This window comes from Clostridium sp. AM34-9AC, assembly GCF_003480225.1.
Taxonomy (GTDB): domain Bacteria; phylum Bacillota; class Clostridia; order Lachnospirales; family Lachnospiraceae; genus Acetatifactor; species Acetatifactor acetigignens.
Window position 1 is genome coordinate 219,924 of the sequence record NZ_QUIU01000001.1, and the last position, 18,383, is coordinate 238,306.

Annotated in this window: 18 protein-coding genes; all 18 read right to left on the reverse strand. The window is 49.9% G+C overall.

Annotated elements, in window-relative coordinates:
• Positions 1–6: 6 nt before the first annotated feature.
• Positions 7–264 carry an HPr family phosphocarrier protein gene (locus tag DW835_RS00900; RefSeq protein ID WP_118668286.1) on the reverse strand — a complete coding sequence of 86 codons (258 nt, stop codon included), beginning with the start codon at positions 262–264 and terminating at the stop codon, positions 7–9.
• An 89-nt stretch (positions 265–353) separates the two neighbouring features.
• The gene (locus tag DW835_RS00905) at positions 354–2,270 is read right to left on the reverse strand and encodes a fructose-specific PTS transporter subunit EIIC (RefSeq protein ID WP_118730488.1); all 1,917 of its coding nucleotides are present in this window, start codon (positions 2,268–2,270) and stop codon (positions 354–356) included.
• 36 nt (positions 2,271–2,306) lie between these two features.
• Entirely contained in the window at positions 2,307–3,215 is a 909-nt protein-coding gene (pfkB, locus tag DW835_RS00910) for a 1-phosphofructokinase (protein WP_118730489.1), read from the reverse strand.
• Positions 3,216–3,397: 182 nt separating this feature from the next.
• A complete protein-coding gene (gene recN, locus DW835_RS00915; protein ID WP_118668284.1) occupies positions 3,398–5,086 on the reverse strand; it encodes a DNA repair protein RecN in 1,689 nt (562 codons plus the stop codon).
• A 15-nt stretch (positions 5,087–5,101) separates the two neighbouring features.
• Positions 5,102–5,554 (reverse strand): arginine repressor, encoded by a 453-nt coding sequence (argR, locus tag DW835_RS00920; RefSeq protein WP_022313659.1) that lies wholly within the window; start codon positions 5,552–5,554, stop codon positions 5,102–5,104.
• Positions 5,555–5,585: 31 nt separating this feature from the next.
• Entirely contained in the window at positions 5,586–6,455 is an 870-nt protein-coding gene (locus DW835_RS00925; RefSeq protein ID WP_118730490.1) for an NAD(+)/NADH kinase, read from the reverse strand.
• Positions 6,456–6,475: 20 nt separating this feature from the next.
• The gene (locus DW835_RS00930; RefSeq protein ID WP_117464857.1) at positions 6,476–7,357 is read right to left on the reverse strand and encodes a TlyA family RNA methyltransferase; all 882 of its coding nucleotides are present in this window, start codon (positions 7,355–7,357) and stop codon (positions 6,476–6,478) included.
• 17 nt (positions 7,358–7,374) lie between these two features.
• Positions 7,375–9,228 (reverse strand): 1-deoxy-D-xylulose-5-phosphate synthase, encoded by a 1,854-nt coding sequence (gene dxs, locus DW835_RS00935; RefSeq protein WP_118730491.1) that lies wholly within the window; start codon positions 9,226–9,228, stop codon positions 7,375–7,377.
• Between the two features lie 14 nt (positions 9,229–9,242).
• Complete coding sequence (locus tag DW835_RS00940) at positions 9,243–10,166, reverse strand: polyprenyl synthetase family protein (protein ID WP_117568636.1); 924 nt, start codon at positions 10,164–10,166, stop codon at positions 9,243–9,245.
• A gap of 43 nt (positions 10,167–10,209) precedes the next feature.
• Entirely contained in the window at positions 10,210–10,449 is a 240-nt protein-coding gene (gene xseB, locus DW835_RS00945; protein ID WP_227061530.1) for an exodeoxyribonuclease VII small subunit, read from the reverse strand.
• 58 nt (positions 10,450–10,507) lie between these two features.
• Complete coding sequence (gene xseA / locus DW835_RS00950; protein WP_347559343.1) at positions 10,508–11,731, reverse strand: exodeoxyribonuclease VII large subunit; 1,224 nt, start codon at positions 11,729–11,731, stop codon at positions 10,508–10,510.
• Entirely contained in the window at positions 11,724–12,134 is a 411-nt protein-coding gene (gene nusB / locus DW835_RS00955) for a transcription antitermination factor NusB (protein WP_022313652.1), read from the reverse strand. The genes xseA and nusB overlap by 8 nt, the downstream gene beginning before the upstream one ends.
• 21 nt (positions 12,135–12,155) lie before the next feature.
• Positions 12,156–12,542: an Asp23/Gls24 family envelope stress response protein gene (locus DW835_RS00960; protein WP_022313651.1), complete on the reverse strand. Its 387-nt coding sequence runs from the start codon at positions 12,540–12,542 to the stop codon at positions 12,156–12,158.
• Positions 12,543–12,592: 50 nt separating this feature from the next.
• Positions 12,593–13,819 carry a transglutaminase domain-containing protein gene (locus DW835_RS00965; protein WP_022313650.1) on the reverse strand — a complete coding sequence of 409 codons (1,227 nt, stop codon included), beginning with the start codon at positions 13,817–13,819 and terminating at the stop codon, positions 12,593–12,595.
• Positions 13,820–13,856: 37 nt separating this feature from the next.
• Positions 13,857–15,455: a peptide chain release factor 3 gene (locus tag DW835_RS00970; protein WP_022313649.1), complete on the reverse strand. Its 1,599-nt coding sequence runs from the start codon at positions 15,453–15,455 to the stop codon at positions 13,857–13,859.
• A 71-nt stretch (positions 15,456–15,526) separates the two neighbouring features.
• A complete protein-coding gene (locus DW835_RS00975; RefSeq protein ID WP_118730492.1) occupies positions 15,527–16,693 on the reverse strand; it encodes a phosphopentomutase in 1,167 nt (388 codons plus the stop codon).
• A gap of 244 nt (positions 16,694–16,937) precedes the next feature.
• Positions 16,938–17,585: a SpoIIIAH-like family protein gene (locus tag DW835_RS00980; RefSeq protein ID WP_117464988.1), complete on the reverse strand. Its 648-nt coding sequence runs from the start codon at positions 17,583–17,585 to the stop codon at positions 16,938–16,940.
• A 90-nt stretch (positions 17,586–17,675) separates the two neighbouring features.
• Entirely contained in the window at positions 17,676–18,359 is a 684-nt protein-coding gene (locus tag DW835_RS00985; RefSeq protein WP_117464852.1) for a stage III sporulation protein AG, read from the reverse strand.
• Positions 18,360–18,383: the final 24 nt, after the last annotated feature.

An 18,383-nucleotide genomic window follows, 5' to 3' on the forward strand; every position in this document is an offset into this window, starting at 1 on the left:
GATTACTTAGAGGTTTGCTTTCACAAATTCCGTAACAGCTGCATAAGCTGCTTCCTCATCCTCACCGTCGAAGGTCAGGGTGATCTCGTTGCCGGCCTTAACAGCCAGACCCATGATGCCGAAGATTCTCTTGCAGTCTCCGGTCTTGCCGTCCTTGGTCAGAGTGATGGCACTCTGGAATTCCTTTGCTGCCTTTACCAGTTCTCCTGCGGGGCGAGCATGGATACCTTCGGGATCTGTGATAACATATTTAAATTCTTTCATTTTCTTATCTCCTCTTCTGATTTTTTATATTACGGTAACTATTCAGCACCCGCATTCGCAAAACCGCTCTTTCAGAGCTTCCCTTTTGCTCATGTGGTTACTTTTTTCTTCAATACACCCAACAGCAGTGCGGACACTACCGTACCTGCCACCAGTGCCACCAGATACATCACTGCGTTACCTACTACAGGGAATACGAAAATTCCGCCGTGAGGTGCCATCAGTGTGCAGTGGAATGCCATGGACAGGGCGCCTGCCAGTGCCGAACCGATGATGCAGGAAGGAAGCACATGCAGAGGATCGGATGCTGCAAAAGGAATCGCACCTTCGGTGATGAACGCCAGGCCCATGATGAAGTTGGTGGGACCTGCGTCTCTCTCTTCCTTGGTGAATTTATTCTTGAATAACAGGGTTGCCAGTGCAATGGCACAGGGAGGAGTCATACCTCCGATCATAACAGCTGCCATGATATCGTAGTTGCCTGCGGTAATTGCTGCGGTTCCGAATACATAAGCTGCCTTGTTGAAGGGGCCGCCCATATCGATAGCCATCATGCCGCCCAGGATCAGTCCCAGTACGATCCGGCTGGAATCACCCATACCACTCAGGAAATTATTCAGTCCTGTATTGATGCCACCCATGATCGGTTCTACCACGAAATTCATTGCCAGTCCCATGATCAGGATACCCACTACCGGGTAGATCAGTACCGGTGCCAGCTTTTCAATGGCATCGGGAAGCCTATCGCAGATCTTGCGAAGTCCCAGGATCAGATAGCCTGCCAGGAAACCTGCTGCCAGTGCACCCAGGAATCCGGACTTTCCGTTGGCTGCCATCATGCCACCTACAAAGCCAAGTGCCAGTGCCGGTCTGTCACCGATGGCCATTCCGATGAAGCCCGCCAGTACCGGAAGCATCAGACCGAATGCCACGCCGCCGATATTCTTGAACATTGCGGCTATGGGAGTAATCGTACCAAAGTTACTTCTCTGATCTGCGGGAAGTGCATTGATATCAACGTTCAGTCCGTCGATCAGGAATGCAATTGCGATCAGAATACCTCCACCGACTACGAAAGGAAGCATATGGGATACGCCGTTCATCAGCTGGGTATAGATCTTATGAGCTGCGCTTTCCTTACCGGTTACGGCCGCCTTTGCCTCTCCGTTCTCACCGTGGAAGACTTCCACATTACCGTTTACTGCCTGTTCTACCAGCTGGTCTGCCTTGCCAATACCGTCGGATACCTGGCAGCTGATAACCTTTTTACCATCGAAACGATCCATGGGAACCTTCGCATCCGCTGCCACGATGATGCAGTCCGCCGCTTCAATCTCTTCTGCAGTCAGTACATTTTTTGCGCCTGCGGAGCCTCTGGTCTCAATCTTAATCTGACAGTCTGCTGCTCTGGCTGCCTTTTCCAATGCTTCCGCTGCCATATAGGTATGAGCGATTCCGGTAGGACAGGAGGTCACTGCCAGAAGCTTAACGCCCTTATTCTCTTCGGTGGTAATGCCGGTATCACTTAATCTGTCATCAATGCTCTTGGCACTTTCATCTGCCGCATCAATGATCTGTAAGAATTCCTCTACGCTTTTTGCATTTCTCAGGGAAGTGGTAAAATTCTCATCCATCAACATCACGGACAATTTGCTCAGCACATCCAGATGTACATTATCCTTTGTATTCGGTGCTGCAATCAGGAACAGTAAGGTCACCGGTTCCCCGTCCAGAGATTCATACTCCACACCGTTTTTGATCACCATGGCTGCCAGTCCGGGGGCTTTTACCGCATCACATTTTCCGTGAGGGATCGCAATTCCCTCTCCGATTCCCGTGGTACTCTCTTCCTCTCTTGCATAGACCTGTTCACGATACTTCTCCACATCAGACAGCTTTCCGCTTTTTGCCATCAGCTCCACTGCCAGATCCAGTGTTTCCTTTTTGTCAGCCGGAGCCGCATTCAGGGAAATACTTCTTTTGTCCAAAAGATCTGTAATTCTCATGTTGAAACCCATCCTCTCTTTTAACATTTATCGTTGTTATTGTTCTACCTGCTGTAATACCTGCATGATTTCTTCTCTGGTGGCCAGATTCTCGGAAAATGCACTTGCGCTTCCTGCAGCAATTCCCATATGGAAAGCATGTACATAATCCTTCTTTTCCATCCATCCGGTCAGGAAACCTGCCACCATGGAATCACCTGCACCTACACCGTTGACCAGTGTTCCCTTCGGTGCCGGAGCTCCCATGCTCTGTCCGTCCGCTGCGATCAATACTGCTCCTTCGCCTGCCATGGAGATCAGTACATTCTGTGCTCCCATCTCCTGCAGTTTCCTGCCGTATGGAACCACCTCTTCCCTTGTGGAGAGCTTCACACCGAAGATATCCCCCAATTCATGGTTGTTGGGTTTTACCAGAAAAGGATGATACGGCAATACCTTTACCAGCAGGTCTCTGGTGGCATCCACTACGGTGAGAACACCTCTTCCCTGAATTCTCTCCAGAATTCTCTGATAAATGTCATCCGGCATGGTATAAGGAATACTTCCTGCCAATACCAGGACATCTCCGTCTCCCAGTCTGTCAATCTTTTCCATCAGCTGTTCCAAAGCTTTTGCATCAATATCCGGGCCACAGCCATTGATCTCTGTTCCGTCAATACTTTTCAGCTTCAGATTGATTCTGGTCATTCCGTGATCGATTTTGATGAAATCAGCATTTACGCCAAACTCGTTCAATCTTCGGATCAGTTCCTCTCCGGTGAATCCCGCCGCATATCCCAGGGCTGTGGAATCCAGTCCCAGATTCTTCAGTACGATAGATACATTGATTCCCTTTCCTCCCGGAAGAATCAGCTCTGATGAGGTTCTGTTCGTCATCCCCAGCTGAAAGTCATCCACGGACACGATGTAATCCAGTGACGGATTGAAAGTCACGGTACAAATCATTTCTATCCCTCCTGTCTGTCATCTTTCTTGTTCTTATGATGTTATTATATCTTCACATTCAGTCAAATTCAATCAATTTAATTCACAAATATGGTGCTTTATTTTGGTTGAATTTGCACAAAATAAAAGGATGAAGTATTTCTTCATCCTTTTTCAATGTTTCTTTCACTATAGCATTTCCCTTATCTGGCTTCTTTAAACCCGTTTGCCTGTTCTTTCATTTCCTTTGCATTGGAAAGCGCCGCTTCCGTCAGTGCATCACTGCCTAACAGTCTTGCCAGCTCCGCCAGGCTTTCCTCTTCTGCCACCTTGTGAATGTCCGTAATGGTCATATCATCGGTACTGCTCTTTTCAATAATGAAATGCACATCCGCCATGGCTGCGATCTGAGGCAGATGAGTGATACAGATGACCTGATGGGCTCCTGCCAGAATACTCAGCTGCTCCGCTACTTTCCATGCGGTTCTGCCGCTGATACCGGTATCGATCTCATCAAAGATCAATGTATCAATGGCATCTTTCCCTGCCAGTACCGTTTTGATCGCCAGCATCACCCGGGACAGTTCACCGCCACTGGCCACCTGGTTCAAAGGTTTCAGACTTTCTCCGGGATTGGTGGAAATCAGGAATTCCACATCATCATAGCCTTTTGTTGTAATGGCCTGACCGGGTCTGACTGCGATGTCAAATTCCACCGTCAGGAAATTGAGACCTATCAGCGCATCTTTCAATTTCTGCGTCAGTACCGCTGCGTTTTTTCTACGGATCTCAGACAGTTCTTCACAGGCTTTCTTCAGTAACGCCTGCTTTTCCTCCCACTCGGCGTTCAATTTCTGCATATAGGCATCATAATCCGCCAGTTTTTCCAGATAAGCTTCTTTTTCCTCTTTGTACCGCAGGATCTCTTCGATCGTGTTGCCGTATTTTCCCTTGAGGTGATTGATGGTATTCAGACGATCCTCTGTACTGCGAAAATCCTCTTCATCAAATTCCAGATCCGACATATATTCGGAGACATCATGATTGTAATCTGACAAAAGACTTTCCACCTCTGCCAACTGTTCCTCCATCTGTTCCAGTGCAGGATCATACATGGTCACACTACGCAATGCCCGCAGTGCCCTGCTCAAAGAATTCCCGGCACCGTCTTCCGCGTCATTGCCACTGAGTTGATAGCTTTCCGCCAGGCTTTCCGCAATTTTTCGGCTGTTGGACATTTTGCGGTACGCCTGTTCCAGTTCCTCATCTTCTCCGGGCTGCAGGGAAGCATCCGCGATCTCCTTTTGTTCAAATTCCGCCAGAGACTGTTCTCTGCTTCTGGAGGTATCATCCAGAGTTTCCTCTGTGATCTTTTTCTCCAGGGCAGTACACTCATGATAAAGTGCAGCCACCCGCCCTGCGCATTCTGCAAATTCCGCTCCCGCATAGGCATCCAGGATCTCCATATGTTTTTTCTTGTTTAGCAGAGACTGGTGCTCATGTTGTCCGTGAATATCGATCAGCAGCTCCGAAAGTTCCTTCACCTGCTTTGCCGTCACGGTCTCTCCATTGATGCGGCAGATGCTTTTCCCGGAGGAAAGTTTTCGGCTCAGGATCACGGTTCCGTCTTCCGAAGGTTCCAGATCCATGCTCTTTAATTTTTCCGCCAGCCTTTCTTCCTCGCAGTCGAAGACCAGTTCCACCAGACCGTTCTCTTCTCCCCGTCTGAGCATGTCTTTCTCGAACTTTCCTCCCAGTGCCAGATTCACTGATCCAATGAGTAATGATTTACCGGCACCGGTCTCACCGGTCAGTATATTCAGTCCTTCTCCGAACTCTACCTCTGTCTCCCGGATAAGAGCCAGATTTTTCACGCGTAAACTACGAAGCATGTATTTCCCCCTGTCTTACCTTTCTATCATCAGATGGATCTTGTCCATAAGGATCTGGGTATCTTCCACGGTCCGCACTGCCACCATGATCGTATCATCTCCGGCGATACATCCCACCACTTCGGAGAATTTCAGGGCATCCAGTGCCGCCGCCACTGCCATGGCCATGCCGGATACGGTCTTGATCACCAGAATATTCTGTGCCATATCCATGGAGATAAAACCGTCTCTGAGGACGCGGATGTATTTATCTCCCATATGACTGTCATCCTGTTTTAAAATGACGTATTTCTGTTTGCCGCCACCGGTGGGTACTTTGGACAGCTTCAGTTCTCTGATATCTCTGGATACGGTAGCCTGTGTCACAGCAAAACCGGCTTCCTTCAGATAGCCCGCCAGTTCCTCCTGGGTCTCCACATCTCTTTTTTCTATAATCTCCACGATCTTGCGATGTCTTGTTTTCTTCATCTTGACCTCATGCCTTTCTCACAACAATTCGTCAGGAATCTCTCATTTTCCGATGCAATACATCCAGGAAGCTTACCTGATTCAGCTGAATAAACTCGGTGATCTTCTCCGACTGCACAATACGGATCCGGTCTCCGGTACACATGGTCACTTTGTGGCTGCCGTCATAATTGGCTTCCACGGTCTGGCTTTTGCCCTCTCTGCCACCGGGAATCTCTATAACGATCTCATCTTCCGGGGACAGGATAATGCTTCTCTGGTTCAGGCTGTGGGGGCAGATCGGTGTCAGGGTGATCAGTTTCGCCTTGGGCTCCACCAGCGGCCCGCCCGCCGACAGATTATATCCCGTGGATCCTGTCGGTGTAGTCACGATCATTCCATCTGCCTTGTAATGATTCAGAAGCTGTCCGTTGACATAGATGTTGAATTCTATGATCTGCAGGGATCCGCTTCGGGAAATGACGATGTCATTCAAAGCCCAGCCTTCCGACACGGTTCCATCCGCACAGCAGACTTTACCGTTTAACATCATTCTGCGTTCTTTCTTAAAATCATCCCGGATCAGGCGGTCCAGGGATTCCTCTAATCCAGACAGTTCGATCTCCGTCATATAACCTACGGTTCCCAGATTCACTCCGATGATGGGGACAAGGATCTTCTTCGTCTCTCTGGCTGCCTGCAGCACCGTGCCGTCGCCGCCCAATACGATCATGCAGTCCACATCTAACGGAATGTCCGTTGCTTCCTCTTCCGCCACGGAATCCGCTTCTTCCTTCCAGTCGGATTCCTTGACCTTTAATTTCACCGTACAGCCTTTGGTTTCCAGATAATTCTGGATCCGTTTCGTGGTCGCAAGCTCCTGATCCTTATGCTTGTTGGTATATATCAGAAAATGCTTCATAGCTTCGCACTCCTTGTCTGTTACAGGGTATGAGAGTTGTCTACGATACCTTTGATTACGGCATCCCATTCAGGGGTATAGGACAGTCCGGTCTTTTCCTCTATAATAGTCTGTAAGGCGCTCTCCGCTTCATGCTCGGTCAGCGCCAGCTTTTCTTCGGAGATCTCCTCCGGCTTACGGATATGTAGCAGATATTCGATATTGCCCTCCGGTCCCTTGATGGGGGAATATTCCAGATGCAGTACTTCGAAACCGATGCTGTCCGCATAATCGATGATCTTGCGGATCACTTCCTCGTGGATCTGAGGCTCTCTCACCACACCGTTCTTGCCCACCTTGCCTCTGCCGGCCTCGAACTGGGGCTTGATCAGACACACCATCTGTCCGCCGGTCTTTAGCAGATTTCTCGCCGGGATCAAAATCTTGGTCAGGGAAATAAAGGACACATCCACGCTGGCGAAATCCAGTGCATCCGGGATATCCTCCGGGGTCACATAACGGAAATTGGTCTGTTCCATGCATACCACCCGCTCATCATTCCGCAGTTTCCAGGCTAACTGCCCCTGTCCCACGTCCACGGAATACACCTTCGTGGCTCCGTTCTGGAGCATGCAGTCCGTGAAGCCTCCGGTAGATGCACCAATATCCATGCAGATCATGCCGTCCAGCAGAAATCCCCACTGTTCCATTGCCTTTTCCAGCTTCAGGCCTCCGCGGCTGACATATTTCATGGTATGATTTCTGACTTCCAGCTTGATCTTGCTGACATCAAATCCGGTGCCGGCCTTGTCTTCCTTCTGTCCGTTGACATAGACATTGCCGGACATTATGATGGCTTTTGCCTTTTCTCTGGAAGGAGCATACCCCTGCTCTACCAGAATCACATCCAGTCGTTCTTTCATCTTCGTCTCCTAATTATTTATAATCTTTCCAGAATTTTCTCCGTGATGCTTTCCGCATCCAATCCGATCTCCTTTTTCAAAAGCTCTACATTTCCATGTTCCACATAAGCATCGGGAATAGCTGCCATGACACATTTGATCCGTTTCTCGTGGTCATTCAGACAATCCAACACCTTTTCTCCGAATCCTCCGCTTTGAACATTTTCTTCCATGGTCACGATCATCTCATGATCTTCACAGGCCGAAAGTACTGCCTCTTCGTCAATGGGCTTGATAAATCTGGCATTGACGATACTTGCCTTGTAACCCTTTTCATGCAGAAGCTTCTGGACTTCCTCCGCTGTCTTTACCATACTGCCTACGGCAAACAATGCGATACCGCCCTCTCTTGCGATCCACTCCGCCTTGCCCAGTTCAATGGGGGCACGGTGTTCGGCAAGTCCGGCATAAGCCGTTCCTCTGGGATATCGCACCGCAATGGGCGCATCCAGTGCCACGGCAAACTTCATCATATCCGATAATTCCCATTTGTTCTTCGGCGCACAGATATGCATATTGGGAATTCCCGACAGATAGGTATAATCAAAAATACCCTGATGGGTCTCACCGTCACTCCCCACCAGCCCTGCACGATCTATAGCAAACACTACCGGCAGATTCTGAATACACACATCATGCAGGATCTGATCGTAGGCTCTCTGTAAAAATGAAGAATACACCGCAACAATAGGCTTCATGCCTCCTGCTGCCAGTCCTGCTGCGAAGGTCACCGCATGTTCCTCCGCAATTCCCACATCAAAGAACCGGTCCGGGTACATATTCCGGAAGCGCTTTAAGCCGGTGCCGTCCGGCATGGCTGCCGTAATTGCCACTACCCGTTCGTCCCGCTGGCCCAGCTTGCACATAACAGTGGAAAACACATCCGTATAATTGGCCACGGTGCGGGGATGGGAAGGAATTCCCGTCTCGATGTCAAAAGGCTCTGCCCCGTGGAATCTGGCGGGATGTTTCTCCGCCGGTCCATAGCCCTTGCCCTTCTGGGTAATCACATGCACCAGCACAGCTCCCTTGACTCTCTTGGCTTCCTCAATGACCTTGATCAGGCCTTCGATATCATGTCCGTCTACCGGGCCTAAGTAAGTCACTCCCATATCCTCAAAAAACATCCCGGGGATCACCAGCTGTTTGAAGCTGCTCTTGGCCCGGCGGATACTGTTGACAATACCGTCGCCACCGGGTTTTCTCTTGAGAGCGTTGTATATGCCCTCTTTCAGATCCAGATAGCCGGTCGCCGTACGGATATTGTTCAGATATTTGGAAACACCGCCCACATTTTCGGAGATGGACATATTGTTGTCGTTTAATACCACAATAAAGTTCGTCTCCAGTTTGGCTGCATTGTTCAAGGCCTCGTAAGCCATGCCTCCTGTCAGAGAGCCGTCTCCGATCACGGATACAATGGTGGTCTTCTCCCCTTTGAGATCTCTTGCCTTCACCAGTCCCAGTCCTGCGGATATGGAGGTAGAACTGTGTCCGGTATCAAATGCGTCATAATCACTTTCTTTTCTCTTGGGGAACCCACTCATGCCATGGAACTGGCGTAAGACATCGAAACCGTCCTTGCGGCCCGTTAATATTTTGTGGGTATAAGACTGATGACCTACATCCCAGATGATCTTGTCCTCCGGGAGATTCAGAGCAAGATGAAGTGCCATGGTCAGTTCCACCGCTCCCAGGTTCGAACCCAGATGTCCCCCGGTCACACTGATCTTTTCGATCAGGAACTGCCGAATCTCCTCCGCCAGTTCCCCATAGTCTGATTTATCTATTTTTTTGATATCGTTTGCTTTCTCGATCTTATCCAGTAACATTGGCTTTTCCTCTGCTATTTCGTTCTATGGACCAGGTGCAGCAACAGCTCCTTCAGGAATTCATGTTCTCCCGAAAAGCTGTCCAGAATCGCTACCGCTTCCCCGGTCAGCCGTTCCACTTCTCTGCCGGATTCTTCCAGTCCGTGTAAAGTCACATAGGTCTGCTTATGATTCTGTGCATCACTTCCGGTAGCTTTTCCCAGCTCCTTGCTGTCCCCTATCACATCCAGAATGTCATCCTGGATCTGGAATGCAATGCCGACATTGTAGGCACACAGTTCCAATGCCGCAATCTCTTCATCGGTTGCCCCTGCCAGCGTAGCTCCGATAGTCATGGCCGACTGGATCAGGGCTGCCGTCTTGTTGGCATGGATGAACAGGATCTGTTCTGTGGTCAGAGGTTCTGCCTGTTTCTCCGCTTCAATGTCTGCGTTCTGGCCGCCGATCATCCCATAGATTCCTGCCTTGCGGGCTAAAATATTCAGTGCCGCCGCCACTCTCGGGTAATTCGGATCTACCGGTTCTCCCGATGTGCATGCCGGAAAAGCACGAAATGCAGTCTCAAAGGCATAATTGAGCAGTCCGTCTCCTGCCAGAACTCCCATTCCGTCTCCGTACACAGACCAGGTGGTCTTGCGGCCTCTGCGATACTCGTCATTATCCATGGCCGGCAGATCATCGTGTACCAGAGAATATGTATGGATCATCTCGATCGCCGCCATAAAAGGCTCTATAATATCACCGTCGCCGCCGAACATCTTATAGGTCTCCTGCATCAGCATGGGACGCAGACGCTTTCCGCCTGCCATAAGGCTGTAATTCATAGCTTCAATAACGGTCTTCTGGTATCCTTCCTCCGCCGGAAGATATTCCTTAAGCAATTCTTCGATTGCTGCCGTTCTCTTCTGCAATTCCTGTCTGAATAATGTTTCTTCCATGTCTGATGCCAACCTTCCTCTACCTGCCGGTATACTTGTATGCTTACTGGGGATCCAGCGGTTCCAGTCCGCCCTCTTCGTTCAGCTTCATGACCTGTTTTTCCACCCGGTCGATCTGTTCGCTGCACTGTTTCAGCAGCTTCATGCCCTTGCTGTACGCCGTAAAAGCTTCCTCCAGAGAAATATCCTCTGCTTCCAGCTGTCCGATCAGTTCTTCCACTGCGGAAAAATTCTCTTCAAGGCTCTGTGGTTCCTGTGCTTCCGTTTTCTTTTTTCCTGCCAAAATAGCACCTCCGTCTGCTGCCCGCATCTATCTGCATCCCCCCGGATACCGGTAAATGCTATCCGGGAAGTCTTTCTTCCTTCTGTATCTGTTCCACCCGGGTATCGATCACGCCGTCACTCACCCGGATCCGCAGGCGCTCCCCTGCTTCCACCTGGGTCACGGAACGGATATTTTTCCCATCGGTATCCTCCACATAGGAAAAACCACTGTTTAACTTTTCCAAAGGAGAGACCGCTTTCATTCTCTCAATATACAATGCCAGATTATGTCTGCGTTCCCGCAGGATCGCCTGCAGCCGGTTCTGCAGCCGGTCTTCCAGCTGTATGCTGTAAGTCCTCTTCTCCCGTATCCGGCTGGCGGGGCTTAAATATTTCAGGCGCATTTCCATCTGATCCGCCTGCTGCCTCTTATGCTGAAGCACTCGTCCCATCCGCTGATACAGCCTGTCCTGTCTGTCCAGAATCTCATTCTCAATATCACTGACCTGTGTCACTGCCAGTTCTGCCGCTGCCGACGGGGTCGGTGCCCGCAGATCCGCCACATAATCAATGATCGTGGTATCCGTCTCGTGTCCAACCGCCGAAATAATGGGAACAGAGCAGTCGAATACTGCCTGTGCCACCATTCTCTCGTTGAACGCCCACAGATCCTCAATGGAGCCGCCGCCGCGTCCCACGATCATGACATCCACGCCCTGTCTCTCCAGTGCATGGATTCCGTTCACAATGGAAGGAGCCGCCGAAGCCCCCTGTACCAGCGCCGGATACAAAATAATCTGCACATAAGGATTCCGTCTGGAGGCGATCTGTATGATATCCCGGACAGCAGCGCCGGTATCTGCCGTGACTACCCCAAGGGTATGGATATACTTCGGAATCTGCTGCTTATACTCCGGAGCAAACATACCCTCTTCCGCCAGTTCCCGTTTTAGCTGTTCGTATTTTTCATAGAGGGCTCCGGTGCCGTCCTGCGTCACTTCCTTCACATACAGCTGATATCTGCCGTCACGCTCAAATACACTCACACTGCCCTTCGCAATTACCTGCTGCCCTTCCGTCAGCCGGAATCCCAGACCTCTCCGGTCTCCGGCGAACATAATGCAGTTCAGGGCACTGGCAGAATCCTTTAACGTAAAATAAATATGTCCAGAGGGATGGTATTTACAGTTGCTTACCTCACCCTTTACAGATACCATCTGTAAAAAGTAATCCTGCGTGAACATATTTTTGATATAAGTATTCAGTTGTCGTACGCTGATTACGTTCTGTATCCTACTCACCGGATTTCATGATCTTGGCAAGGATCGCATTGACGAATCCGCCAGAGCTTTCCTGTCCGTACTTTTTGGCAATCTCGATTGCCTCGTTAATAGCAACGCCATTCGGGATATCGTCATCATAGCGCAGCTCATATGCACCAAGGCGCAGTACTGCAAGCTCCACCTTTCCCATACGGGTGGTATCCCAGCCTTCGGTATTCTCATTCAACAGCCTGTCAAGCTCGGGGATTTTCTCCCTGATCTTCTCAAAGCGGGCCGCAATGGCATCTGCATCCTGCCAGGAAGGAACTTCCTCATTATTCTCGCGGAACAATGCGATCTGTTCCGGCATATCCTCCGGTGCATGAAACTCCACGCGGTATAAAAGTTTGAAAACCTGTTCTCTCTGCTCGTGTCTTCCCATAATATCTTCCTGTAATTCCTCTTATTTATCCTTCTTCATGTTCACACCGGCAATACGGATGTTCACATCAGAGCAGGTCAGTCCTGTCATATTCTCAATGGCATTTTTCACCTTCTGCTGTACTGCCTGACAGGTAGCGGGAATATTGTAACCGTACTCCATGGTCACAGTCAGATCCACGGTCACATTCTTGTCCAGCACCTCTACTTTGACACCCTTGGTCAGGCTCTTAACGCCTACCTTGCTCATGAGTTCGTTGGTAACATTACCAGCCATGGCGCTGACACCGTCTACCTCGGTAGCTGCTAAAGATGCGATCATAGCCACTACATCATCGGCGATCTGTACGGTACCGATGCTCTCGTCTTCCCTTAATACCAGGTTCTTCTTATCTATTTCTTTTTCCATGATAGCTGATCCTCCTAATAATAACTAATTAGTTACAGTATACCAAATCCTTATTCATTTGTCACCCAAAAAGTCAAGGATAATTGTTTCCCGTTCTGGGCATAAGTGACGGTATTGCTGTTCCCCTGTATCTGCATATAGGAAAAAATCTCCTGCTCATCGATCAATGCATGACAGATTTCCTGATAACAGAGTTCATCTGCACATTTTATCGTCACTTCCGTTCTGCCGCCCTCTATGGCTCTGTCGAAGACCGCCTGCATCTGTTCATGGTCATAGGAAGTAAAGTAGGAACCTTCCCGCACATAATAATTTGCTTCCGTCGCCGTACATTCCGGCATGGGGATCACCGCTTCGATACGATGCGTCCGTAGCAGATCCTCTGTAGTCACGCACAGATAATCATAATTGATCTCCGGCAGGCTCCTCTGCTCGCTGCCATTCTCCATGCGGTAAGAGGCATCTCCCCAGGTGGTATCTACATAATAATAGTCCCCGTCCACCTGTACCAGATTCCAGGCATGAGCTTCTCCGGTATCCACCGTTCCCTGCACCAGGGTGCACATCACCCCCAGATGATTCAACAGATACTGGGTGGCTTTGGCATATCCCTGGCAGACAGAGGCTCCTCCTAAGAATACCGAGGCAATGTTCTGATTATCCGCCGCACTCAGATCATAATTTGTGGAAAAGATGACCGCCTCATACACCGCTTTTACCTTATCGTACTCAGAAGCCGCCTCTTCCATACCGGACAGCCATTCCGCCGTCACACTGCGAATGGCCTCCGCCCGCGCTACGGCCTCTTCCTTCGTCTGATCGTAAGTGCCTGCGAAGTCGATTCCTACGGTTTTCTCCCCTCTGGAATATTTGGTATAAGTATATCCTGTGGTGTAAAAAATCTCCGGATGATCTATCAGCACGCACTGAAATACTTTGTCAATGTCCTGTTCATCCATTCCCTGTTCCAACGGTTCCGTGGACAGTTTGATCGTGTCATCCATAGACCCAATCGCCTGCTCGATCTCCTGATACCAGATCTGTTCCTGCGCATCCAGACTCTCATATGCAAAACGAGAGCCTCCCTCCTCTAAAAGGGAAAAGCTCTCTGTATTGTCATTTTCCGCAGCCGCCGTCTCCTGCACAGGCATAGTATCTATCTGTGACTCGGGCAGCACGATGGTCTGGGGTACTTCCTGCAGAACCTCCTGTGAGGAGCATCCTGTCAAAAGCAGTAACATCAGAATTCCGGCACATAACTTTTTCTTATTCCGCATTCTATCCCCCTACACACTTTTTGTTTCCATATAATTACTAATTGCGTCCGAACTCCGTCAGCACCAGTCCCTTATTACGGTCCAGAGTCATGCCGATGCTCCAGGAATTCACAAACAGCAATAAAGGATTACCCTTCATGTCCTTGACCTTCTTCATATCGGAAGTACCGGACAGCTTGGCCAGGTCGATCTCATCCTTATTCTCGATCCAGCGGATATGCTCATAAGGCAGGTTCTCCAGACGGATCTCCACGTTATATTCGTTCTCCAGACGGTATTTCAGTACATCGAACTGCAGCACACCTACCACACCGACGATGATCTCTTCCAGACCGGTATTGAACTCCTGAAAGATCTGGATGGCACCTTCCTGAGCGATCTGCTCTACGCCCTTGACGAACTGTTTTCTCTTCATGGTATCCACCTGGCGCACTCTGGCAAAATGCTCCGGTGCGAAGGTCGGAATACCTTCATACTGGAACTTCTCCCTGGGCATGCACAGTGTATCTCCGATGGAGAAAATGCCGGGATCGAAGACACCGATAATATCACCCGCATAAGCCTCGTTTAAGATCTTACGTTCATCCGCCATGATCTGCTGGGGCTGGGATAATCTCATAACCTTATTGCCCTGCACATGACGCACTTCCATGTTGGCATCGAATTTACCGGAGCAGATACGCATGAATGCGATACGGTCTCTGTGAGCCTTGTTCATGTTAGCCTGGATTTTGAAAACAAAGGCACTGAACTCATGCTCCGTCGGGTTGATCATGCCGATGTCTGCTTTTCTTGGCAGCGGCGTGGTAGTCATATTCAGGAAATGCTTTAAGAAGATCTCCACACCGAAGTTGGTCAAAGCAGATCCGAAGCATACCGGGGTCAGGTTACCCTTCTGCACTTCCTCCAGATCAAACTCTGCGCTGGCACCGTCCAACAGTTCCACCTCGCCAAGCAGCTTGTCCGCTGCATCCTCTCCGATCAGTTCCTTCAGATGTTCTTCGTCCTGAATGGGGATCTCGGTGGAAGTTCCTTCCTTCGTTCCCTTCTCCGTATCGGAATATGCGATCACACACTTTTTCTCACGGTCGTAGACACCCTGGAATTCCTTACCGGAACCGATGGGCCAGTTGATGGGGCAGGTGGCAATGCCAAGCTCCTTCTCGATATCATCCAACAGTTCAAAGGTATCTCTTGCCTCACGGTCCATCTTGTTGATGAAGGTGAAAATAGGGATCTTGCGCATCACGCAGACCTTGAACAGCTTTCTCGTCTGGGCCTCGACACCCTTGGAAGCATCGATGACCATAACTGCGGAGTCCGCTGCCATCAGGGTACGGTAGGTATCCTCAGAGAAATCCTGATGTCCCGGGGTATCCAGAATATTGATGCAGTAACCGTCATATTCAAACTGCAATACGGAAGAGGTAACGGAAATACCTCTGTCTTTCTCAATCTGCATCCAGTCGGATACCGCATGTCTGGCCGTTGCCTTACCCTTTACGCTTCCTGCCAGGTTGATGGCTCCTCCGTAGAGCAGGAACTTCTCGGTCAGGGTCGTCTTGCCGGCATCCGGGTGGGAAATAATGGCAAACGTCCGGCGGCGGTTGATCTCTTCTGTATAATTATTACTCACTACTATAGTCCTCCAAATATATCTCTTATATCTCTAAAAATCTATTTTCGCAGTTCTTCGGGATCTGCTATCTATGATGGATCTGCCTTTAAAACAGAGCTTCCTTCAAACTCCGGTTGGATTCCGAAATAATCCAATACCGTAGCTCCGATATCGGAAAAAGTCGGTCTGGTTCCGCGATTCCCCGGCGTCACAGGCGCACCGTACATAAGAAACGGAGTATATTCTCTGGTGTGATCCGTGGTAGCCGTATATGCGGGATCACAGCCATGATCTGCCGTGATCATCAGAATATCTTCCGGCTTCATGTGTGCCTGGATTTCCGGCAGCTTTTCATCAAAATAAGCCAGTGCCTTCGCATAGCCGTCCACATCTCTTCTATGGCCGTAGAGCATGTCGTAATCCACCAGATTGATAAAGCAGAGTCCTTCGAAATCCTTGTCCAGATATTCCAGTGTCCGCTCAATGCCTTCCGCATTGCCGGAAGTGTATACATGCTCGGTAATGCCCCTGCCTACGAAAATATCCTGGATCTTACCCACAGCAATGACATCCTTACCGGCGGCCTTCAGCTGATCCAGCATTGTCACTGCGGGAGGCAGCAGGGAAAAATCGTGTCTTCTGGGAGTACGGGTATAATGTCCGCTCTCACCGATAAAAGGTCTGGCAATGACACGGCCCACGCCGTGCTCTCCCTGTAAGATCTGTCTGGCGATACGGCAATAATCATATAACTGCTCCACAGGAACCACATCCTCATGGGCAGCGATCTGAAACACACTATCTGCGGAAGTATATACGATCAGTTTGCCGGTGCGCACATGCTCGTCCCCGTAATCCGCAATGACCTGTGTGCCGGAGTACGGCTTATTGCACAGCACATCTCTGCCGGTGCGGATCCGGAACTCTTCCAGCACATCCTCGGGGAAGCCGTCCGGATAGGTAGGCAGCGGCTTGGGAGAATAGATACCTGCGATCTCCCAGTGTCCGATGGTCGTGTCCTTTCCACGGGAACGCTCCGTCATGCGGGTATAAGCTGCCGTGGGATGGTCTGTTTTCTCTCCCACTTCCACGCCGTCAATATTAAACAAACCCATGTTTTTCATATTTTCCATATGAAAAAAAGGGCTCTTTGACACGCTCCCCAGTGTATTTACATTGATGTCACCGTAAGCTGCGGCATCCGGCATTTCGCCAATACCGAAGCTGTCCAATACAATTAAAAAGACTCTCTTCATTGTTTCTTCCTTTTGTCAAGTTTTCCAGGTTAAGTTATGATACCATCCAGATTGTTCCGTGCTTCGCACTCTCACAATCTGGACCGCATTCGTAATCCGCTCATTTTTCCGCGAAAAATGGCTCCTTACTCATGTGGTACGGCTCTCGAATCTCCGGATGCTCCCGCAAGCGAGCTTGCATCGCACCGTCGTCTCTCGACCCTTGGTATCATAACATAATTTTTCCCCTATGTACACAAAAATATCACTGTGCAATGGTGCTGATGACGATATTTTCCGCCGCAATATCCGTCTTTCTTTTTACGATATCTTCAATCTGTGCCCGCTGCACATCCGTCAGTTCTGCGGCATTGACCACCACATCCACGGCATCCCCGTTGATGCTGACCACAGCTTCACTGAAACCTTTCGCCTGCAAAAGCACCTCGGCCGCCGCTTCCTTTTCCGCGATATCAGTCATGCGCACCATACTGTCCACCGCTTCCTGTTTCTGGGCATCGCTGAGCTCAGTACTGTTGATAATCTCCAATAAGGTCTCTTTATTCCGGGCTCTGGTCTGCTCCTTGGAAAGTCTTGCAGCAGACAGTACCTCCACACCGTTCGTTCCGGTCAACACTGCTTCCCCGGGAATCTCCCCTTCGTCCGGCGTAGCCTCTGCCACCTGCATATCTTCATCCAGATAATCTTCCATGACGATCTCCACATCCGAATCCAGGCTTTCCATATCTGTGACAATGTCTGTGGAATCCACTGCACTGAGATCTTCTGTATTATCCGACGCCAGATACTCCTTTTCCAGGTTGGTCCCCGCAAACTGCAGATAACCTGCAATGGCTATCATGATGGCAAGTGCGGTAATCATAAGCTGATTCTTCTTAATTAAGTTTTTCACTGCGTTCCCCTTTTCCAAAGGCCTGTATCTGCCTTCTTGATTTTATACTCTATTGTATGTACCCGTCTGTGCGGATATGTTTCCTGTGACTCATTTTTCCAACACCTTGACTTTGTGGGCTTCCACACCGAAAAGTGCCTGTGCGATCTGCGTGATTTCACTGGTCATATTGCCTTTTCCGGCTCCTTCCGCCACCACCAGCACCCCCTCCACTTTGGGTGTGATCGTCTTCGCTACAAACGGTGTGCCCTGACTGCCGTCCTGATAGACGGTCTGGTATCCGGTATTGGAAGAACTCACGGTGCGGGTTCCTCCGGCGGAGTCCTGTTCTTCTGTCTGGGAACGATCCGCAGTCATGTCTTTTTCCACAATTCTTTCCTCCGAGGATTCCAATGTGATCATGACTTCCACCTCTCCCAGTCCCCGGACGGATTCCAGCATTTTCTTCAGTTTTCCCTCCAGATAGGCGGTATATTCCTCCGCGCTTCCCGCTGCCACCGCCCGGGTTTCGGTATCTACCGCCGTCTCCTGTTCCCCGGTTGTCTGCGAAGGAGAAGTGAAAATTCCGGCATTGTACTGTTCTGCAGTCTCTGTGCCGACGGAAGCTGCCTGTGGCTCCTCCTTTTTCACCGGCAGGGCGATGATAAACAATAGGACACCCAACAATACCAGAATCAACAGGTTGTCCCGACGGAACCATTTCGGAGGGCCGGAACCGCCTGCACCGTTACCTGTACCAATGCTGCCTGTGATCTTTTCCCAGAATTCACCCATTGCTTCTCACCTCTTTTTCTTCCC